Source organism: Pseudomonas sp. GCEP-101, assembly GCF_025133575.1.
Lineage (GTDB): Bacteria > Pseudomonadota > Gammaproteobacteria > Pseudomonadales > Pseudomonadaceae > Pseudomonas > Pseudomonas nitroreducens_B.
The window spans coordinates 4,565,775-4,584,414 of record NZ_CP104011.1 but is presented as its reverse complement, the minus strand read 5'-3'; the positions used below and the strand labels follow the sequence as shown (position 1 = coordinate 4,584,414).

Genomic DNA, 18,640 nt, shown 5'->3' with positions numbered 1-18,640 from the left:
CATGCGCAGTCTCGTTGTCGGCGCCCTGCTCTGCAGCCTGGCCGCCCCGTTTGCCCAGGCCCGCGCGATCCCCGATCCGCACCAGCGGCCGGCGCCCGGCAACGAGGCGGTGCAGAAGCCGATCTCCCAGCAGAGCTACAGCCCGGCCACCAACTACCAGCTGCAATGCGCCGGCTGCCATCTCACCGAAGGCAGCGGCAGCAAGGCCAACGACACGCCGCGCCTGCACGGTTTCGTCGGCAACTTCCTCAAGGTGGACGGTGGGCGGCAATTCCTCGTGCGCGTGCCGGGCATGTCCCAGTCCGCGCTGAACGACGCGCAACTGGCCGACCTGCTCAACTGGCTGCTGCGCAAGGACGGCATGGCCGGCGACAGCATGCCCGCGCAGTTCAAGCCCTACACCGCCGAGGAAGTCAAAGCCACGCGCTACCAGGCCCTGCTCAACCTGCCCGGCACCCGCGCCGGGCTGATCGAGCAGATGCGCAAGCAGGGTATCGCCATCACCGATGGGATGAGCGATGCGTACTGAGTGATAGCTCCGGCGGCTTGCCCGCCGATCCCTTTGCCTGCGCACTGACGCCCGCTGCTCCTGCGGGCTTTTTTATGCGCGAGGATTTTCCATAGCGGTCTCGGCTACCTGTAGGAGCGCGCCATGCGCGCGATCGCGGGCATGGCCCGCTCCTACAAGGGAATGCCGAAGCTCAGTCCTAAGCGATTTCGATGCTATGCCCTGCCACGGCGCGCTACGAACCGGACAATCCCATACCCCAGGAGGAACAGGAGGCAGAGCGGGTAGTACAGCACCCACGCCAGCCCCGCCTCACGAGGGGGGACGAACCCGTGGAGATAGAAAGTGAATGCAATGAGAACGAGGTTCAGGCCGATCAGAACCTGTAGCAGCGTGTCCCTGCGCAACACCGACACAGCGGCCAGGCAGGCCATCAGAAAGTGCGGCGCGGCCGTGAACAGGTAGTTGCCGAAGAACTGCTCGTCGCCAAAACCCTGGCTCACAGAGTTCTGCCAAGCCGTGCTCACGACATGAACCGCCGCGGGCAGCAGGAGCAGTAGCGCCGCCTTCGCCCAAGAGTTATCTGCCGCCATGGTCCTTCCTTGATATCCGGGCGTGACGTTTAACACTCAGTCTACCCAAACCCTTGCGGCGTAGGGCGCACAACCTGAACAGATCATCCGACGCCCCGCTGACGGCGGATACGGCTGTCGTGTTATGCGCGCTACGGAGCTGCGGATTTTTCCAGGGCGACGTCAGCTTTTCTGTAGGAGCGAGCTTGCTCGCGAACGAATTCCCAGGGTGCTTCGGCATCGAGCGGTTCGCGAGCAAGGACTGGGCGTCCCCCTCGGTCCTACGAAGAGCACCGACATGCCCAGGCCCGCACACTGCATCGATGGGTATCGCTTCGCTCCACGCCATCCTGCGGCGGCGCTCCCGGTGGCTCGGTGCAACCTGTAGGAGCGCGCCATGCGCGCGATCGCGGGCATGGCCCGCTCCTACAAGGGAGCTCCGGAGCCAGCTGTGTAGGGCGGATTACGTTGGTGCGTTTTGCGCCCTACGGTGATGAACCTCAGCTGCTTTCGCGCACCATCAGTTCGAACCCCAGGTCCATCACTGGCGTGTTCACCGGCTTGTCGTGGATCAGGTCCAGCAGCCGCTCCGCCGCGTGGGTGCCGATGGCCTTGCGCGGGGTGCGGATGCTCGACAGGCGCGGGACCATGAATTCCGAGCTGGGCAGGTCGTTGAAGCCCAGCACCGCCACCTGCTCGGGAATGCGGATGCCGTGGCGCATGGCCTCGAGCAGGGCGCCGTGGGCGAGGTCGTCGTTGCCGAAGAAGATGCCTTCCACCTGCGGCTGACTGGCCAGCAACTGGCGGAACAGCTCGCCGCCCAGGCCCACCGAGGACGGGCGCGGCGTGAGGATTTCCAGCGCCGGGTCATAGCAGCCGGCCTGCTGCAGCGCGCGGCGGTAGCCCTCGCCACGCAGCAGGGTGCGTTGGTCGAGTTGCGCGCCGATGTAGGCCAGGCGCTTGCGCCCGCTCTTGAGCAGGTGCCTGGCCGCGGCCTCCCCCGCGCGGATCTGCGAAAAGCCCACGCAATGCAGCCCGGCGCCGGGGTCCAGGTCCATCATGTAGACCGCCGGCACACCGCTGGCCTCGATCATCCGCCGGGCGCTCTCGGTGCGGTCGAAGCCAGTGAGCAACAGGCCGCGCGGCTGGTACGCCAGGTAGTTGCGCAGCAGGTTCTCCTCTTCGTCGCGGGAGTAGTGGTAGTTGCCGATCAGCACTTCCAGGCCGCGCGGATGCATCACCGCGTGGATGGCTTCGAGGGTTTCGATGAACAGCTGGTTGGCCAGCGAAGGCACCAGCACCACGATGTTGTGGCTCTGCTTGGAAGCCAGCGCGCGGGCGGCCGGGTTGGCCACGTAGCCCAGGTCGGCGGCGGCCTGGCGGACCTTGTCCGCCAGTTCCTCGGCCACCGTGCTCACGCCGCGCAGGGCACGCGAGGCGGTGATGGGGCTGACGCCGGCACTGCGCGCCACATCGTTGAGGGTGGGTTTGCCGGTGGTGCGCGAGCTTCTGTCGTTTTTCTTGTCGTTCTTCCGGGCGGTCATCGGGCGGCTTGCCAAACAAAAATCGAGGCACTAAGGTAGCGCTGTCTCGCAGCCAGGGCAATTGCCTGAGACCGGCTTCCACCGGTCCCGCCCGCCGCCGTTTGCTCGACCTGACAGCACGCGCCGAAGCGCCGAGACACACCGACTAGAATGACAAGAATACGGAGGCAGCCGATGCTTTTCGTTACGCCCCACAAAGATAGCGCTGTCTCATCACCGAGGCCCTGCATGCTCCCCGCCATCGATGCCGTGCTCATCATGGGTGTCGCCGGATGCGGCAAGTCCAGCGTCAGCGAGGCCCTGTGCCTGCGCAGCGGCGCGTTCGCCATCGAAGGCGACTCCTTCCACCCCGAAGCCAACATCCAGAAGATGAGCGCCGGCATCCCGCTGACCGACGAGGACCGCGCCGGCTGGCTCGACACCCTCGCCAGCGAACTGCAGAAAGCCATCGCCGCCGGCCAGCGCCCCGTGCTCACCTGCTCCGCGCTCAAGCTGAGCTACCGTGAACGCCTGCGTCGCGCCGTGCCCGGCCTGGGGGTGGTGTTCCTGGAACTTACCCCGGAAACCGCCGCCCAGCGCGTCGCCGCCCGCCCCGGCCACTTCATGCCGGCGAGCCTGATCGACAGCCAGTTCGCCGCCCTCGAGGTGCCGACCAGCGAGCCGCTGACCCTGCGCCTGGACGCCACCCGTCCGCTCGAAGAGCTGGCGGAAGCCGCGCACCTCTGGTGGCGACAGCACGCCAGCGACTGACACCGATAGCGTCTGCCCTCGAAAGATAGCGCTACCCCACTCCATCGAAGAAAGAAAGAGCCGCTCCGGCACAACGACAACAACAGGAGAGCCCCATGCTCGGCATGTCCCACGACACCTATCTGCTGCTGGATGCGGTGGTCACCATCATCGGCCTGATCCTCCTGATCACGCGCCTGAAGATCCACCCGTTCATTGCCCTGATCATCGCCGCCGGCTTCCTCGGCCTCACCTCCGGCATGCCGGTGGCGACCATCGTCAAATCCTTCCAGGACGGCTTCGGCAGCGTGCTTGGCTTCGTCGGCATCATCCTTGCCCTGGGCACCATGCTCGGCAAGATGATGGCCGAATCCGGCGGCGCCGATCAGATCGCCCGCACGCTGATCCAGGCCTTCGGCAAGCAACGCGTGCACTGGGCGATGATGCTCGCCGCGTTCCTCGTCGGCATTCCGCTGTTCTTCGAGATCGGCTTCATCCTGCTGGTGCCGCTGGTGTTCATCGTCGCCCGGCGCAGCGGTGTGTCGCTGATCAAGATCGGCATCCCGCTGCTCGCCGGCCTCTCCGCCGTGCACGGCCTGGTGCCGCCGCACCCGGGCCCGCTGCTGGCCATCGGCGTGTTCGGCGCGGACATCGGCAAGACCATCTTCTACGGTCTGCTGGTCGCCCTCCCCACCGCCGCCATTGCCGGCCCGATCTTCGGCGCCTGGATCTCCAAGGTGATCCCCGGCCAGCCGAATGAGGAACTGGTGGCGCAGATCGCCCACGAACCGGACACCAGCAACCTGCCCAGCTTCGGCGTGACCCTGTTCACCGTGCTGCTGCCGGTGTTCCTGATGCTGCTCAAGACCTTCGCCGACGTGATGCTCGCCGACGGCCACATCGTCCGCGCCTGGCTGGACATGATCGGCCACCCGATCACCGCCCTGCTCCTGGCCCTGCTGCTGGCGCTCTACACTTTCGGCTACGCCCGCGGCTTCGACTCGAAGAAGATCCTCAAGCTGCTCGACCAGAGCCTCGCCCCCACCGCCGCTATCGTGATGATCATCGGCGCCGGCGGCGGCTTCAAACAGATGCTGGTGGCCAGCGGCGTGGGCGACGTGATCGGCCACATGGCGGTGCAGGCGCAGATCTCGCCGATCCTCCTGGCCTGGCTGGTGGCCGCGGTGATCCGCATCGCCACGGGTTCCGCCACCGTCGCCACCATCACCGGCGCGGGCATCGTGGTGCCGGTCATCGACCTGATTCCCGGTGTCAACCGCGAGCTGCTGGTGCTGGCCACCGGCGCCGGCTCGCTGATCCTTTCCCACGTCAACGACGCCGGCTTCTGGCTGGTGAAGCAGTACTTCAACATGAGCGTGATGGAGACCTTCAAGACCTGGACGGCGATGGAAACCATCCTCTCGGTGGTCGGCCTGCTGTTCATCCTGCTGCTGTCGCTGTTCGTCTGACGTAGTTAGCCCCCCTGTAGGAGCGGGCCATGCCCGCGATCGCGCCCATGGGGCGCTCCTACAGGGAGCTGATGCACCCCACCCGGCGAATGCCGCCATTCGCCCCGGATTCCTGCAACGAGGTATCGCCCGTGACTTCCTCCGCAACTCCGAAAGCCCCCGCCCAGCCCGCCTGGCCCCGTGACTTCGACATCCGTGCCCGCTACGCCGAGCAGCAGGAACTCCTGCAGCCTGCTCCGCCGCCACAGCCCAGCCCGGCACACCCGTAGGGCGCATGACCCGGAACGGATTATCCGCCACAGCCCCTGCACACCCCTGAAGAAAGCCGGCGGATAACCGCAAGCGGTTATTCGCCCTACGACTCCAGGCCAGCCCAGCTTCGGACTTCCCTTGCAGGAGCGGGCCATGCCCGCGATCACGCGCATGGCGCGCTCCTACACCGGTCATCGACCCACTTGCTGAATCGATTTACCTTAAGACAACTACGATCTAAAACTGACCTGTCGCCCACCTTCCCCGAGGGATGAGTCATGCCCGACAACCACTCGCTCGACCACCTGTTCCCCCGCCTCACCGATATCCCCGACGCCTGGCGCCCCGATGCGCCCGTCGAGCAGCGCGAATACCTGGTCAACGGTGAACTGCGCCGCTGGGACGGCCCGCTCGCCCCGGTGCGCAGCCCGATCTTCCTCGCCACCGACCAGGGCGACGAACAGGTCATCCTCGGCAGCACGCCACTGCTGGATGCCGACGCCGCCCTCGCCGCGCTGGATGCCGCCGTGGCCGCCTACGATAACGGCCAGGGCCAATGGCCCAACCTGCGCGTGGCCGAGCGCATCGCCCACGTCGAGCGCTTCCTCGCCCGCATGCGCGAGCAGCGCACGGCCGTGGTCAAGCTGCTGATGTGGGAGATCGGCAAGAACCTCAAGGACTCGGAGAAAGAGTTCGACCGCACCTGCGACTACATCGTCGACACCATCCAGGCGCTCAAGGAACTGGACCGCCGCTCCAGCCGCTTCGAGCTGGAACAGGGCACCCTCGGGCAGATCCGCCGCGTGCCGCTGGGCGTGGCGCTGTGCATGGGCCCGTACAACTACCCGCTGAACGAGACCTTCACCACGCTGATCCCGGCGCTGATCATGGGCAACACCGTGGTCTTCAAGCCCGCCAAGTTCGGCGTGCTGCTGATCCGCCCGCTGCTCGAAGCCTTCCGCGACAGCTTCCCGCCGGGCGTCATCAACGTCATCTACGGGCGCGGCCGCGAGACCGTCAGCGCGCTGATGGCCAGCGGCAAGGTGGACGTCTTCGCCTTCATCGGCACCCACTCCGGCGCCGCCGACCTGAAGAAGCTCCACCCGCGCCCGCACCGCCTGCGCGCCGCCCTCGGGCTGGACGCCAAGAACCCCGGCATCGTCCTGCCCAGCGTCGATCTGGACAACGCCGTCAGCGAAGCCATCACCGGCGCCCTCTCCTTCAACGGCCAGCGCTGCACGGCGCTGAAGATCCTCTTCGTCCACGAAGACGTGCTGGACAGCTTCCTCGACAAGTTCAGCGCCAAGCTCGCCGAACTCAAGCCCGGCATGCCCTGGGAGTCAGGCGTGGCGCTCACGCCGCTGCCCGAGCCGGGCAAGGTCGACTACCTCAACGGCCTGTTGCAGGATGCCCTGGCCAAGGGTGCCAAGGTCATCAACCCCGGCGGCGGCAAGAGCCGCGAAAGCTTCTTCTACCCGGCGCTGCTCAGCCCGGTGCGCGCCGACATGCGCCTGTACAACGAAGAACAGTTCGGCCCGCTGGTGCCGGTGGTGCCCTACCGCGAGCTGGACGAGGTGATCGACTACGTCCTGCAGTCCGACTACGGCCAGCAACTCAGCCTGTTCGGCGACGATCCCGAGCAGATCGGCCCGCTGGTGGATGCCTTCGTCAACCAGGTCGGCCGCATCAACATCAACGCCCAATGCCAGCGCGGGCCGGACAGCTACCCCTTCAATGGCCGCAAGAACTCCGCCGAGGGCACCCTCTCCGTCCATGACGCGCTGCGCACCTTCTCCATCCGCACGCTGGTGGCCACACGCTTCACCGACGCCAACAAGGCGCTGATCAGCCAGATCATCCGCGACCGCGACTCCAGTTTCCTGACCACGGACTACATCTTCTGACCCCGGCAGCCGGCAGGAGCCCCTCTCCCTAACCCTCTCCCTGAAGGGAGAGGGGACCGTCCGGCGCAAGGAGAACCAGCAGCATCAGCCGGCAAGGACAGCGAGCGGCGCGCACACACGTCTGTGGAGGGGCCTCTACAGGAAAAACCAAGCTGTCAGCCGGCACAAACTGCCCCCTCTCCCTTCGGAGCGGGGCGCGCAGCCAGGGCTGGGGAGAGGGAAAAGGCCCAGCACCGAACTTCCCCGAGAAACCTCGCCCGCTTTCAGAAATCCCCTTCTCAATATTCGGACTCAGCCCAATAGCCAATTGAAACAACCCGGTAAGAAGACCCCACTACGCTTGCCATAAGTCAACGGGGTCACCCCGGAAGACCCGATAGTCTGCGTGCCTCTCGACGAGCTTGATATCCGTCGTCTGAACCGATAGTGGCAACGACCGATATCGCACTGGACGAAGCGTTTGCCACCCCATCCACGGATTCCCAGCGAACCAGGGAGCACCAACATGAGTGGCTACAACGCAGTTCTCGCCCGCAACACCGACAAGGCCCCGCAACACCTCGGCCCGTATTCGCAAACCGTCGCCTTCTCCCACTACAACAACCTGGCCGCGCAGTTGCCGGTCGACCCGAGCACCGGCAAGCTGGTGGCGGGCGGCGTCAAGGAACAGGCCGAGCAGTGCTTCCGGAACCTCAAGGCCGTCATCGACAGCATCGGCCACAGCCTGAACGACACCGTGCGCCTCTCGCTCTTCCTGACCGACATCGCCGACGCCGACGTCGTCGGCAAGGTGCACGCCGCCTTCTTCCCCACCTACCTGCCGACGCTTACCACCGTCGCCGTGGCGGCCCTGCCGCTGGGCGCGCGGGTGCAGGTCGAAGCGCTCATCACCTGCGGCGAAGGCACCATCCCCAACGCCCCGCAGGCCGGCGATCTGGTCAAGGTCGAGCGCAACGCCGAGAGCGCGCCGCTGAGCCCGCTGTCCATTCAGAGCGTCGCCTTCTCCCACTACAACAACCTCAGCGCCCAGCTGCCCATCGACCCGCGCACCGGGAAGCTGGTGGCCGGCGGCATCGAGGAACAGACCCGGCAATGCCTGCGCAACGTCAAGACCATCCTCGAAAGCATCGACGTACCCTTCGATGACATCGTGCGCATCACCGTCTTCGTCAAGCACCTCACCGACATGCCCGCCGTGAACAAGGTGTACACCACCTTCTTCCCCGACTCAGCCATCGCCCGCGCCGTCGGCTACGTGCCCGCGCGCACCGTGGTGCAGGCAAAAGCCCTGCCGCTGGATGCCCTGGTGCAGGTGGAGGCCGTGGTCTCCCACGGCGACGGCACGCCCCCGCAAGCCGTCGAAGACCGCCACGGCATCGTCATCAAGGCCCACAACACCGACGCCGCACCGACGTGCCCCTACTCCACCCAGACCGTCGCCTTTTCCCACTACAACCACATCTCCGCCCAGCTGCCACTGGACGTGAAGACCGGCGAACTGGTGGCAGGCGGCATCAGGGAACAGGCCGGCCAGTGCCTCAAGCACCTCAAGGCCATCGTCGAAAGCATCGACCACACCCTGGCCGATGTGGTGAAGGTGAACGTCTTCCTGGCGCACATCGATGACATCGCTGCCGTCGATGAGGTGTACGCCACCTACTTCCCCGGCGGCGTCCCCGCCCGCCGCACGGTAGCCGTTGCAGCCCTGCCCAAAGGCGCCCTGATCCAGATCGACGCCGTGGTCGCCAACGCCGAAGGCACCCCGCCGGCGGCTTGAGCACGCCCGCTCCAACCGGCTGACCCCACCCCATCCCCACACACCAATCGGCCCCCTCTCCCTTCAGGGAGAGGGCTGGGGAGAGGGCAACGCCCAACTCAGGAATCGCAGCCGCCCACTTTTGTAGGAGCGAGCTCGCGAACCCACCCACTCCAAACAGCCAATCCTCCCCGCCCCCTCTCCCGCGCCATCCCTCACCCATCAGCAGTTCGGCTCTGTTCGCGGGTCAGGACGCTCAGGACCTCCTGTCGACAGTCCCTGCTCCAGCGATCCCAGGCTTTGACAGCAGGAACCACCACGTCCCATCCTGATCGACATGCGTGACAGCGTATGAAGCACTCCGGCTCCAGTGCTCCGCTTTGTCACGCCAACAAGAACAAGCGACTTCACGGGTCGCAAATCCGACTGCAGGCCTCAAGGCCGCGGCTTACCGACACGATCAACGCCTGACGCCCATGCCCGATCTCTCGCACATCCACCGTCATTTCACCGAGTGGGTAATCACCCCCATCACCAACCAGGTCGCCGGCCTCTTCGACCTCAGCGGCCGCGTCGGCGTGGTGTTCCTGCTGTGCTCCTACGCCATCGCCTATGCGGTGTTCCGCTTCCGCCGGCAACAGGGACTGACGGAGGCGGCGTCGTTCTGGCAGTTCATTGGCGGCAGTCGGGTGAATTTCCACCGTTCGGCGCTGCTGGATTACCGCTACTACCTGGTGCGCGGCATCCTCAACGTGGCGCTGCTGGTGCCCATCATCGGGCTGGTCGATCCGTACATCCTGCGCTCGGGCGACTACATCGCCTTCTTCACCCACCTGTGGGGCGCGCGGCCGCAGATGGGGACGAACCTCGGCCTGTCACTGCTATACGGTTTCGGGGTGTTCCTGGTCAGCGACTTCAAGAACTACTGGGTCCACCGCGCCTTCCACTCGCGCTGGCTGTGGGCCTTCCACAAGGTGCATCACTCGGCGGCGGTACTGACGCCGATCACCGCGAGCCGCGTGCATTTCGTGGAGAAGCTGGCGGCGCAACTGGCCGGCACCGTGCTGCTGGGGGCCTACGCGGGTATCTTCTGGTACCTCTGCGGTGGGCAGATCAGCGCCTACACGCTGTTCGGCGTGACCTACATGATCCTGCTGTTCAACGTGCTGGCGACCAACCTGCGCCACAGCCATGTGTGGTTGTCGTTCGGGCCGGTGGTCGAGCACGTGATAAATAGCCCTGCCCAGCACCAGATCCACCACAGCGACGCGCCCCGCCACTTCAACAAGAACTTCGGCATCAACCTGTCGCTGTGGGACTGGATGTTCGGCACGCTCTACGTCACCCAGCGCGCGCCGGAGCCGATCCGGTTCGGTGCCGGGGAGCAGGATGACGAGAAGTATTCGTCGCTGTGGAGCCTGATCGTGACGCCGTTCGTGGAGACAGTACGGAAGTTTCGCAGGCTCCCGCGCGCTGGAGCGACCACACCCGACACGACTCGGGCGCCTGCTTCATAGCAGGCCTCCTTCTCCCGCCACGGCTCCACTCGCGCATACCTACGCACTACCGCCCTTCACGGTTTCTTCCAGCTCAGTCCTTCGCCTGAAAACCTCTGAAATCCTGGAATCCATACGCCCGGATACCGCTCCGCGCCCCGTCGAATCGGCACGCGGGTACTGCTTTTTGTTCTTGCCAGTAAGAATTATTTGCAAATAACATTCCGCCGCACATGGATAAACCTGCACGGTAGCTCGCAAGCCCCCACCCGACGCTTCGTCATGGCCCCGCACAGCCGGCGGCCCATTCCAAAAACAAGAGACAAATCATGGAATTCGTTCACGTAGTGACTTCGCTGCTGCAGCGCGAAGCAGTCATGGAGTTCGTCCGCCTGGGTGTGGTCTACACCCACCTGATCGCCTGTTGCGTCGCGATTGGCCTGGTCCTGACCAGTGACTTCGCCATGATCAAGCAGCTCCTGAAAGGTTCGGATTCGATTCACCTCGAGCAGGCGCCCATGGAGACGCTCAAGCGCACCATCACCCTGGCGCTGCAGATGCTCTGGTTTTCCGGCGTGCTCATCGTGCTGCTGGATATGTCCGCCAAGGGGCTGGAGTACCTCCTCAATCCCAAGCTGCAAGCCAAGGTCCTCATCGTCGCCCTGCTCACGGTCAACGGCAGCCTGTTGCATTCGGTGGTCATGCCCGCCCTGATGCGGGCGGGCTCCTTGCTCCAGCTCGAACCGGGCATGCGGGCCCTGAGCATCTTTGCCGGCACGGTCTCGGCGGTTTCCTGGTTCTACGCAGCCTTGCTCGGTGTCGGTCGTCCCCTGGCCTGGAAGTACAGCCTGGGCGAGTTGCTTTACGCCTACCCGATGCTGATCTTCGCTGGCTTCATCGCCATGAGCCGGCTGGTCAAATGGGCGCGCAAACGCCAGGCACACCCAGTGCCCCAACAGGCTCCGAGTGCGCGGGAGAGCGGGCCGGCGCTGGATGAATCACGCGGGTACTGACGCTCGAACCCGATCCCCCTGCTGCAGCTGGTGAACAAGCGTGCGGCGGTTCCAGTGGCGGAAGCGCTGGCTTAACCTGAGAAACGGACCGCCAGCGGCGCGAATGCCGCTGGAGGTTCTGGTGAGGAATTGCACAACGCCCCTCGCCGATGCCCCCAGCTGGCCGTTGCTGCTTAGCCGTGCCTAATAAGGGACTGTGGAGCCGCAACGGCTCAATCGTCGTGCAAGCACCGTTGTCCCCGAACCGGTTCGCCGCCGGGAGCAGAATGACGAAAAGTATTCTTCGTTGTGAAGCCTGATCTTCCGCCATAGGTGAAGACGCGTGCGCCCCAGAGGCTCAGCCCCAATTAGCGCCAGCCGCTAGGCCCGTGCCTGCGCTGCCCTGAGCAAGGCCAGGGCCATCTCCTCGATATCGGCCCGCTGATGCAGTCGCGCCAGCCAGTGGGCGGGAATACCCTGCTTGCCGTAATAGGCACCGGCGATCTGCCCGGTGATGGCGGCCGTGGTGTCGGCATCGTCGCCGAGGTTGGAGGCTTCCAGCACGGCGGCAGCGTAGCTATTGGTGGACCAGAAGCACCAGAGCGACGCTTCCAGCGAGGCAATGCAGTAGCCAGTGCCGCGCACGTCTTCCCTGCGCTTGTGGCGGAAGCTGCCGGCGGCAAGTTCCCGAATGGCGGGTTCGCTGTAGCGCTCCGGCGAGAGAGTCAGCAGCTCATCCTTGGATTGGCCGGCCAGGGCATTGGCCAATACCTGCGCCAGCAACTGGCAGGACTCGACCGCCTCCGTCGCACCATGGGTGGTGCGTGAACTTTGGGCGGCGGCCGCTGAGACCTCGCGCAGGTCCGGGTAGTAATACAGCACGACCGGCGCCAGACGCATGATCGAGCCATTGCCGGCAGTCGCCGGATCGGTAGAACCGGCGAAGGCCTCGCCGGTCTCCTGGAAGGTGCTCAGTGCCTGGCGAACGGTCATACCGATGTCGAAGCACTCCCCGGTCGCGCTCCAGTAGCCCCACTGCCACCAGTTGAGGTAGCGCGTCATCTGGTCCCTGGCGTCGAAGCCATTGCACGTGAGCAGGCTTTCCCCCAGGCACAGGGCCATGGACGTGTCGTCGGTCCACTGCCCCGGCTTGAGGCCGAACGGCCCGCAACCGACCATGTCGCTGATCGGCGTAAGGCTCGCGCGGTTGGTGAATTCCAAGGTGGTGCCGACGGCATCGCCACAGGCCAGGCCGAGCAGGCAGCCGGTGTAGCGGTCCGAAAGTTCGAGTTGAGCGCTCAAAGGCTGCCTCCAATGCAGAACGGTGTCCTAGGCAGCCATCATAAGATGGGCGCGGAGTGCCGCACCATTCCCGGCGCGCGTCATGCTGATTCGTGCAGCCCCTCAGTTTTCATTCCCACACCCCTGCCCCCACACCGGATACCGCAGCCTGTGCCGCTGCCCGGCGCTGTCTTCGTAGGTCATCTTCACCTCGCGTATCCCGCAGAAGTCGAGGTCCGGCTGTTGCACCACCCGCTTGATGTCGAGCTGCTGGCCGTCGTGGTAGTCCTGCGGCGGTGGTGCGTCCTGCGCGGCGAGGGCCGCGCAGGAGGTGGAGAGGCAGGCGACAGCGAGCCACGCCTTCATGGTCGATCCCCAGTGGAACGGCGCGGCATGGGGGCGCCGGTCATGCTGGGGAGGACTTCGTCGCGGCGGATGAGCCCGTGGAACAACGCGGCGGCGAGGTGCAGGAGGATGGTCGCGAGCAAGGCGTAGGCGATGACGGTGTGGGCGCTGCGCAGTACGGTGTGGAGCTGTACCGAGGGCGAGACCAGCGCGGGCAGTTCGACGCCGCCCCAGAGCACGACGGGGTAGCCACCGGCGGATTGCATGGTCCAGCCCACCAGTGGTTGGGCCAGCAGCAGCCCGTAGAGCACGAGGTGCGAGAGGTGCGCGGCGCGGCGTTGCCAGCTGGGCATGTCGCTGGGCAGTGCGGGGATGCGGCTGGTCAGGCGCACCAGGATGCGCAGCAGCACCAGCACCAGCAGCGCGGCGCCCAGGGGTTTGTGGATGGCGACCAGCGCGGCGTGCCGCGGGGAGACGCTGGCGACCATCCCTAAGCCGATCAGCAGCATGGCGAGCACCAGCACCGCCATCAGCCAGTGCAGCACGCGCAGGGGGAGCGGGAAGTACGTCGGTTTCATCAGTGGGTCTCCTGGGCCTGCTCACGGGTGCGGCGGTTGAAGGACTCCGAGTAGGCGGCCGAGCGCGCGCTGAGCAGCGGGTCGTCGGAAGCGCGGATGCCGTCGGGGAGGATCAGCGGGTCGTAGTTGACGTCACGGCAGTCGCCGCCGATTTCCGGTTGCAGGCGTTCGATCACCAGTTCGCCGGCGTCCACGGTGCGGCGGCTGGCGGGCCAGGCCTGGGTGGGGTCGACGGTGCTGTCGCCGGGTTCGCCAAGGGTGAACTGCAGGCGCCAGCGCAGCGGGCCGGCGGCGATGCGCTGGGCCAGTTCGTCGGCGAGGAAGTCGGCGTCGCCACGCTTGTCGGCGGCCAATGGCTCGACCGGCGCTTCGGGCTGCACGGACCAGCGCACCGGCTGTTCCTTGCCTTCCTTGTTCACCAGGTAGAAGGCGTTGAGGCTGTAGTAGGCGCTGTTGGCGTAGCTGGAGGACGGTGTCGAGGACTTGGCCCACTGCAGGAAGGCCTGTGTCTCGGGGTGCGACTTGAAGAAGGCGCCGGCCTTTTCCGGGTCGGGCTTGCCGGTGCCCGGCTGCGGCGCGGTGGCCTGCTGCAGGGCGTAGAAGCTGGCGACGTCGCGCACGACGAAGACCGGCATGGCGTTCATGCCGGTGCGCCATTCCTGGCCGTCGGTCGGCTGGAAGCGCAGGGCCAGGCTGCGGATCGGCGCGGCGCCGTCGCTGGCCTTGGGGTTGCCGCCGGGGATGGCGAGGCGCCCCACCACCGGCACGCGGCCGACGGAGAACAGGCTGGCGCGGGAGAGGTCGGCGGCGGCGCCGTTGCTGTCGAAATGGCCGATCACGCACAGGCCCTTGGCGTGGTTGCGGCGGTAGCCGGGGTAGACGCCGCCGTTGTGCTCCAGGGTGTCGATCACGCCGGCCGGGGTGAGGCGTTGCGGGTCGAGCCAGCCGGCCACGTAGGCGAAGACGGCGGCCACGCCGAGCACCACGGCGCCGATGGCGGCCAGGCGCAGCGGCACGTTGGGTGGGGTTTCTGTCATTTCCAGCTCCTCAGGCTTAGGCTGAATGCGTTGAGCCGGTACGACGCACCGTGCGACGGGTTATTCCCGCCCACCGCGAGAAATTTATTTTTTCGCCTGGCGGGAATAGATCGCCGCGACATTCGTCTTTCACGCTCGAACCCACCCATTCCTGGCGCCCCGATGCATTCACTGGACGACCATTCACTGCGCGAACTGCTGCCCCGGCTGCGGCGCTTCGCGCTGTCGCTGACCCGCAGCGCGAGCAGCGCCGACGACCTGGTCCAGGCCACCCTGGAAAAAGCGCTGTCAGCCTGGACCGGCCGCCGCGACGACGGCGACCTGCGCGCCTGGCTGTTCTCGATCCTCTACCGGCACTTCATCGACGGGCAGCGCCGGGCAAAACGCTATGCGCGCCTGCTCAGCCTGTTCGGCGCCGACAGCGAGGTGAGTGCGTCGCCGGAAGACATCGTCAGCGCACGCTCGACGCTGGAGGCCTTCGAGCGCCTGCCCGCCGAGCAACGCGCGCTGCTGACGCTGGTCAGCGTCGAGGGCCTGAGCTACCGCGAGGTGGCTGAGGCGCTGGCTATTCCCATGGGCACCGTCATGTCCCGCCTGTCGCGCGCCCGCACGGCGCTGCGCGCGCTGAGCGAAGGACAGGCGGCGACTCCTTCTTTGCGGGTACTGAAATGAACGAACGCATCCCCGAGGGCACTCCCCAGGAACAGGATCTGCACGCCTACATCGACGACCAACTGGACCCGGCGCGCCGCCAGTGGGTGGAAGCCTGGCTCGCCGCCCACCCGGACGATGCCCGCCGCGTGGAAGGCTGGCGACAGGATGCCCAGCAACTGCGCGCGGCCTTTGCCGGGCAAGCGCGGGGGGCGCTGCCGGAGCAGCTCGATCCGGCGCGGATTCGCCGGCAGATCCAGCAACGGCGACGTTCGCGGCTGGCCACGGCGGCAGCCTTGCTGCTGGCCTTGGGCGTCGGCGGCATGGGCGGCTGGCAGATGCGCGGCGACGCGATGATGCACGGCGTGCTGCCGATGCAGGATGCGGTGCAGGCCTATCGACTGTTTGCCGATGCCGGCCAGACGGGATTGGACCTGCGCGACGGCGGCGATTTGCGCGGCTGGCTGGCGCGTTACCTGAAGGACGCCACCCCGCCGCCCGCGCTGGAGCAGGTCGGCTTGAAGACGGTGGGCGCCCGCCTGCTCGCCACCGAACAGGGCGCGGCGGCACTGGTGATCTATGAGGATGGCCAGGGTCGGCGGTTGACCTTCTTCATCCGCCCGCCGGGCCCGCGCCACGAGATGTTGCCGCAGGGGCAGCGTACGGACGGCGACCTGCTGGCACGCTACTGGAGCCAGGGCGGCTACAACTACGCGCTGGTCAGCCGCAGCGACGACCCGCAGGCGCAGGCCGTGGGGCAGTTGGTGGGGTTCTGAGCACGGACCTTGTCCGCGGTTCGCGGGCATGGCCCGCTCCTACAGGAGATATCGTGCCGGCCCGCCCTCTCCCCCGCCCTCTCCCTTCAGGGAGAGGGAGCTGTCCGTGCCGGCTGACGCAATGATTTCACCCTGCGCCGAACGTTCCCCTCTCCCTTCGGAGCGGGGCGCGTAGCCAGGGTTAGGGAGAGGGAAGTCTCGGATACAAGGGTTCGCAGCATGGCAGTTGCTCCCGCATATGGAATGCCGCCTATGCGTCCCTGAACGTGGGAGCGGACTCCGTCCGCGATTGTCATCCGGCCCTCGCGGGCCAGACGGTTGCGCCATCAGAACGCAAAGCAGGAACAGCCGAAGGCGCCCCAGAAGCCCTGGAAATCACTCACCGGCACGCTGGACTGGCGGGCGCGTTCGTGGCTGTGGCCGTGCACGCCGCAGGAGCCGACGCACTGGTGCACGGCATTCTGCAGCGGCGCCTGCGGGCGCCAGTGGCCGGGCACCTTGGCTACCGGCGACCAGTCCGGCAGCACCGGAATCGCGGTGGGCGCCTGGCGCTCGAAATCGCCGCTGCCGAACACCACGCGGCCGTCCACTACGGTCAGCACCGACTCGATGGCCTTGATCTCTTCCTCCGGCACGTTGAAGTAGTCGGCCGAGAGCACCGCCAGGTCCGCCATCTGCCCGACCTTGATCATGCCCTTCCTGCCCTGCTCGTTGGAGAACCACGCGCTGCCATGGGTGTACAGCTCCAGCGCGGTGGCGCGGGACAGCCCTTCCGGGTACAGCTCCAGGCCGCCCACGGTCTTGCCGCTGACCATCCAGTACAGCGAGGTCCAGGGGTTGTAGCTCGAGACGCGGGTGGCGTCCGTGCCGGCGCCCACGGGCACGCCTTCGGCCAGCATGCGCTTGATCGGCGGCGTGGCCTCCGCGGCCTGCTTGCCGTAGCGGTCGACGAAGTACTCGCCCTGGAAGGCCATGCGGTCCTGGATGGCGATACCGCCGCCCAGCGCCCTCACCCGCTCGATGTTCTTCGGCGAGATGGTTTCGCAATGGTCGAAGAACCAGTGCAGACCGTTGAACGGGATGTCGCGGTTGACCTTCTCGAACACGTCGAGCATTCGCGAGATGGATTCGTCGTAGGTGGCGTGCAGGCGGAACGGCCAGCGTTGCTCGACCAGATGGCGCACCACCGGTTCCAGCTCGGCCTCCATGGTGCCGGGCAGGTCCGGGCGCGGCTCGAGGAAGTCCTCGAAGTCGGCCGCCGAGAACACGAGCATCTCGCCGGCGCCGTTGTGCCGCAGGAAGTCGCTGCCCTGGCCGTACTGGACGCTGCTGGTCCAGTTCTTGAAGTCGGCCAGTTCTTCCTTGGGCTTCTGGGTGAACAGGTTGTAGGCGATGCGCACGGTGAGCTGGTTGTCTTTCTCCAGCTGCTCGATCACCTGGTAGTCGTCCGGGTAGTTCTGGAAGCCGCCGCCGGCATCGATGGCGCTGGTGACGCCCAGACGGTTCAGCTCGCGCATGAACTGGCGGGTGGAATTGACCTGGTAGTCGAACGGCAGCTTCGGCCCTTTGGCCAGGGTCGCGTAGAGGATCATCGCGTTGGGCCGGGCCACCAGCATGCCGGTGGGCTCCCCCTTGCTGTCGCGGACGATCTCGCCGCCGGGCGGATTCGGGGTGTCTTTCGTGTAGCCGACGACGCGCAGCGCGGCACGGTTGAGCAGCGCGCGGTCGTATAGATGCAGGACGAAGACCGGCGTGTCCGGCGCGGCCTGGTTCAATTCCTCGATGGTCGGCATGCGCTTCTCGGCGAACTGGAATTCGTTCCAGCCACCCACCACGCGCACCCATTGCGGCGACGGCGTGCGCAGGGCCTGCTCTTTCAGCAGGCGCAGGGCGTCGGCCAGGGACGGCACGCCTTCCCAGCGCAGTTCCAGGTTGTAGTTCAGGCCGCCGCGGATCAGGTGCAGGTGCGAGTCGTTGAGGCCGGGAATCGCCGTGCGCCCCTTGAGGTCGATGACGCGGGTGGCGCCGGCGCGGAAGGCCATGGCCTCGGCTTCGGTGCCGACGGCGATGAACTTGCCGTCGGCGATGGCCACGGCGGTGGCTTCGGGTTTCTCGCGGTCGACGGTGTGGAAGCGGCCGTTGGTCAGGATCAGGTCGGCGTACATGGCGAAGTTCCTCTTTCGATCAGCGGGCGTTGAGCCAGGCGGAGAACAGGCGCGTGGCCCGTGGCATGAAAACGTAGACCACCAGCAGGACGATGGTCGCGACGATGAGCATGTTGGCGGGCACGAAGCTGCCCAGCAGGGGGATCTGGACGAACAGCGGGCGCCAGAGCTGCGGCACCAGCATCACCAGCGGCAGGATCACCAGGTAGGAGATGGCCGCCTGCTTCCAGCGCGGCGGCTGCTTCTGCGGGTTGTCCGGGGTGGTGAACCAGAATTCGTGGGCGGTGTGCAGCTCCTTCTGCTCCAGGTCGATCAGGTGCGGGTTGGCGCGTTCGATCAGGTCCCGACGCTGCGGCGAGTCGAGCCAGGCCTGCAGTTCGTCGGCACTGGCGAAGCGCAGGACCGAGGTGAAATGGTCGCCCTGGCGCATCACGTCCACCCCCAGATGGCCGGGAAACTCGCTGGCGGCGCGGGTCAGTTCGCGCAGGATGACTTCGTAGGCGGCGACGCTGTCGGGGCGGGCGCGGTGGCGGATGATCAGGGTGACGGATTCTTGCTGCGTGGGCTGGTTCACGTGGGTTCCCT

At 66.4% G+C, this 18,640-nt stretch carries 17 protein-coding genes; 9 read left to right on the top strand and 8 right to left on the bottom strand.

What is annotated here, in order from left to right:
* The first annotated feature begins 1 nt into the window (after window position 1).
* Window positions 2-529, top strand: a complete 528-nt coding sequence (locus N0B71_RS20935) for a cytochrome c (protein WP_259754674.1) — start codon at window positions 2-4, stop codon at window positions 527-529.
* 194 nt (window positions 530-723) lie between these two features.
* Here N0B71_RS20935 and N0B71_RS20930 read toward each other — a convergent pair whose 3' ends face one another.
* Both N0B71_RS20930 and N0B71_RS20925 read right to left on the bottom strand, forming a co-directional pair.
* A complete protein-coding gene (locus N0B71_RS20930) occupies window positions 724-1,101 on the bottom strand; it encodes a hypothetical protein (protein ID WP_259754673.1) in 378 nt (125 codons plus the stop codon).
* A gap of 479 nt (window positions 1,102-1,580) precedes the next feature.
* Complete coding sequence (locus tag N0B71_RS20925) at window positions 1,581-2,624, bottom strand: LacI family DNA-binding transcriptional regulator (protein WP_259754671.1); 1,044 nt, start codon at window positions 2,622-2,624, stop codon at window positions 1,581-1,583.
* 228 nt (window positions 2,625-2,852) lie between these two features.
* Here N0B71_RS20925 and N0B71_RS20920 point away from each other — a divergent pair, with 228 nt between their 5' ends.
* From N0B71_RS20920 to N0B71_RS20895, 6 genes are all read left to right on the top strand, one after another.
* Window positions 2,853-3,374: a gluconokinase gene (locus tag N0B71_RS20920; protein ID WP_259754670.1), complete on the top strand. Its 522-nt coding sequence runs from the start codon at window positions 2,853-2,855 to the stop codon at window positions 3,372-3,374.
* Window positions 3,375-3,469: 95 nt separating this feature from the next.
* Window positions 3,470-4,822, top strand: coding sequence for a GntP family permease (locus N0B71_RS20915; RefSeq protein ID WP_259754669.1), 1,353 nt, complete (start codon window positions 3,470-3,472; stop codon window positions 4,820-4,822).
* 530 nt (window positions 4,823-5,352) lie between these two features.
* On the top strand, window positions 5,353-6,978 hold the full coding sequence (locus N0B71_RS20910; protein WP_259754668.1) for an NADP-dependent glyceraldehyde-3-phosphate dehydrogenase: 1,626 nt from the start codon (window positions 5,353-5,355) through the stop codon (window positions 6,976-6,978).
* 505 nt (window positions 6,979-7,483) lie between these two features.
* Window positions 7,484-8,755: a RidA family protein gene (locus tag N0B71_RS20905; protein ID WP_259754666.1), complete on the top strand. Its 1,272-nt coding sequence runs from the start codon at window positions 7,484-7,486 to the stop codon at window positions 8,753-8,755.
* 455 nt (window positions 8,756-9,210) lie between these two features.
* On the top strand, window positions 9,211-10,251 hold the full coding sequence (locus tag N0B71_RS20900; RefSeq protein WP_259754665.1) for a sterol desaturase family protein: 1,041 nt from the start codon (window positions 9,211-9,213) through the stop codon (window positions 10,249-10,251).
* A 308-nt stretch (window positions 10,252-10,559) separates the two neighbouring features.
* Window positions 10,560-11,243 (top strand): hypothetical protein, encoded by a 684-nt coding sequence (locus N0B71_RS20895; RefSeq protein WP_259754663.1) that lies wholly within the window; start codon window positions 10,560-10,562, stop codon window positions 11,241-11,243.
* A 360-nt stretch (window positions 11,244-11,603) separates the two neighbouring features.
* Here the strand turns inward: N0B71_RS20895 and N0B71_RS20890 are convergent, their stop codons facing one another.
* The 4 genes from N0B71_RS20890 to N0B71_RS20875 all read right to left on the bottom strand — a co-directional run bounded on the left by N0B71_RS20890 (window position 11,604) and on the right by N0B71_RS20875 (window position 14,463).
* On the bottom strand, window positions 11,604-12,524 hold the full coding sequence (locus tag N0B71_RS20890; RefSeq protein ID WP_259754661.1) for an ADP-ribosylglycohydrolase family protein: 921 nt from the start codon (window positions 12,522-12,524) through the stop codon (window positions 11,604-11,606).
* 102 nt (window positions 12,525-12,626) lie between these two features.
* On the bottom strand, window positions 12,627-12,869 hold the full coding sequence (locus tag N0B71_RS20885; protein WP_259754660.1) for a DUF2790 domain-containing protein: 243 nt from the start codon (window positions 12,867-12,869) through the stop codon (window positions 12,627-12,629).
* Window positions 12,866-13,426, bottom strand: coding sequence for a cytochrome b (locus tag N0B71_RS20880; RefSeq protein ID WP_259754659.1), 561 nt, complete (start codon window positions 13,424-13,426; stop codon window positions 12,866-12,868). The genes N0B71_RS20885 and N0B71_RS20880 overlap by 4 nt, the downstream gene beginning before the upstream one ends.
* Window positions 13,426-14,463 carry a catalase family peroxidase gene (locus tag N0B71_RS20875; protein ID WP_259754657.1) on the bottom strand — a complete coding sequence of 346 codons (1,038 nt, stop codon included), beginning with the start codon at window positions 14,461-14,463 and terminating at the stop codon, window positions 13,426-13,428. The genes N0B71_RS20880 and N0B71_RS20875 overlap by 1 nt, the downstream gene beginning before the upstream one ends.
* Window positions 14,464-14,625: 162 nt before the next feature.
* Between N0B71_RS20875 and N0B71_RS20870 the strand changes: the two genes are divergently transcribed.
* Both N0B71_RS20870 and N0B71_RS20865 read left to right on the top strand, forming a co-directional pair.
* Complete coding sequence (locus tag N0B71_RS20870) at window positions 14,626-15,135, top strand: sigma-70 family RNA polymerase sigma factor (protein ID WP_259754656.1); 510 nt, start codon at window positions 14,626-14,628, stop codon at window positions 15,133-15,135.
* Window positions 15,132-15,890 (top strand): anti-sigma factor family protein, encoded by a 759-nt coding sequence (locus N0B71_RS20865; RefSeq protein ID WP_259754655.1) that lies wholly within the window; start codon window positions 15,132-15,134, stop codon window positions 15,888-15,890. Before N0B71_RS20870 ends, N0B71_RS20865 begins: the two co-directional genes overlap by 4 nt.
* 326 nt (window positions 15,891-16,216) lie before the next feature.
* Here the strand turns inward: N0B71_RS20865 and N0B71_RS20860 are convergent, their stop codons facing one another.
* A complete protein-coding gene (locus N0B71_RS20860; RefSeq protein ID WP_259754654.1) occupies window positions 16,217-18,055 on the bottom strand; it encodes an amidohydrolase in 1,839 nt (612 codons plus the stop codon).
* Window positions 18,056-18,074: 19 nt separating this feature from the next.
* The gene (locus N0B71_RS20855; protein ID WP_259754653.1) at window positions 18,075-18,629 is read right to left on the bottom strand and encodes an antibiotic biosynthesis monooxygenase; all 555 of its coding nucleotides are present in this window, start codon (window positions 18,627-18,629) and stop codon (window positions 18,075-18,077) included.
* Between the last annotated feature and the right edge of the window lie 11 nt (window positions 18,630-18,640).

Coding starts and splice junctions, on each gene's coding strand:
- N0B71_RS20935 (WP_259754674.1), top strand. CDS start 2: ATGCGCAGTCTCGTTGTCGGCGCCCTGCTCTGCAGCCTGGCCGCCCCG.
- N0B71_RS20930 (WP_259754673.1), bottom strand. CDS start 1,101: ATGGCGGCAGATAACTCTTGGGCGAAGGCGGCGCTACTGCTCCTGCTG.
- N0B71_RS20925 (WP_259754671.1), bottom strand. CDS start 2,624: ATGACCGCCCGGAAGAACGACAAGAAAAACGACAGAAGCTCGCGCACC.
- N0B71_RS20920 (WP_259754670.1), top strand. CDS start 2,853: ATGCTCCCCGCCATCGATGCCGTGCTCATCATGGGTGTCGCCGGATGC.
- N0B71_RS20915 (WP_259754669.1), top strand. CDS start 3,470: ATGCTCGGCATGTCCCACGACACCTATCTGCTGCTGGATGCGGTGGTC.
- N0B71_RS20910 (WP_259754668.1), top strand. CDS start 5,353: ATGCCCGACAACCACTCGCTCGACCACCTGTTCCCCCGCCTCACCGAT.
- N0B71_RS20905 (WP_259754666.1), top strand. CDS start 7,484: ATGAGTGGCTACAACGCAGTTCTCGCCCGCAACACCGACAAGGCCCCG.
- N0B71_RS20900 (WP_259754665.1), top strand. CDS start 9,211: ATGCCCGATCTCTCGCACATCCACCGTCATTTCACCGAGTGGGTAATC.
- N0B71_RS20895 (WP_259754663.1), top strand. CDS start 10,560: ATGGAATTCGTTCACGTAGTGACTTCGCTGCTGCAGCGCGAAGCAGTC.
- N0B71_RS20885 (WP_259754660.1), bottom strand. CDS start 12,869: ATGAAGGCGTGGCTCGCTGTCGCCTGCCTCTCCACCTCCTGCGCGGCC.
- N0B71_RS20880 (WP_259754659.1), bottom strand. CDS start 13,426: ATGAAACCGACGTACTTCCCGCTCCCCCTGCGCGTGCTGCACTGGCTG.
- N0B71_RS20875 (WP_259754657.1), bottom strand. CDS start 14,463: ATGACAGAAACCCCACCCAACGTGCCGCTGCGCCTGGCCGCCATCGGC.
- N0B71_RS20870 (WP_259754656.1), top strand. CDS start 14,626: ATGCATTCACTGGACGACCATTCACTGCGCGAACTGCTGCCCCGGCTG.
- N0B71_RS20865 (WP_259754655.1), top strand. CDS start 15,132: ATGAACGAACGCATCCCCGAGGGCACTCCCCAGGAACAGGATCTGCAC.
- N0B71_RS20860 (WP_259754654.1), bottom strand. CDS start 18,055: ATGTACGCCGACCTGATCCTGACCAACGGCCGCTTCCACACCGTCGAC.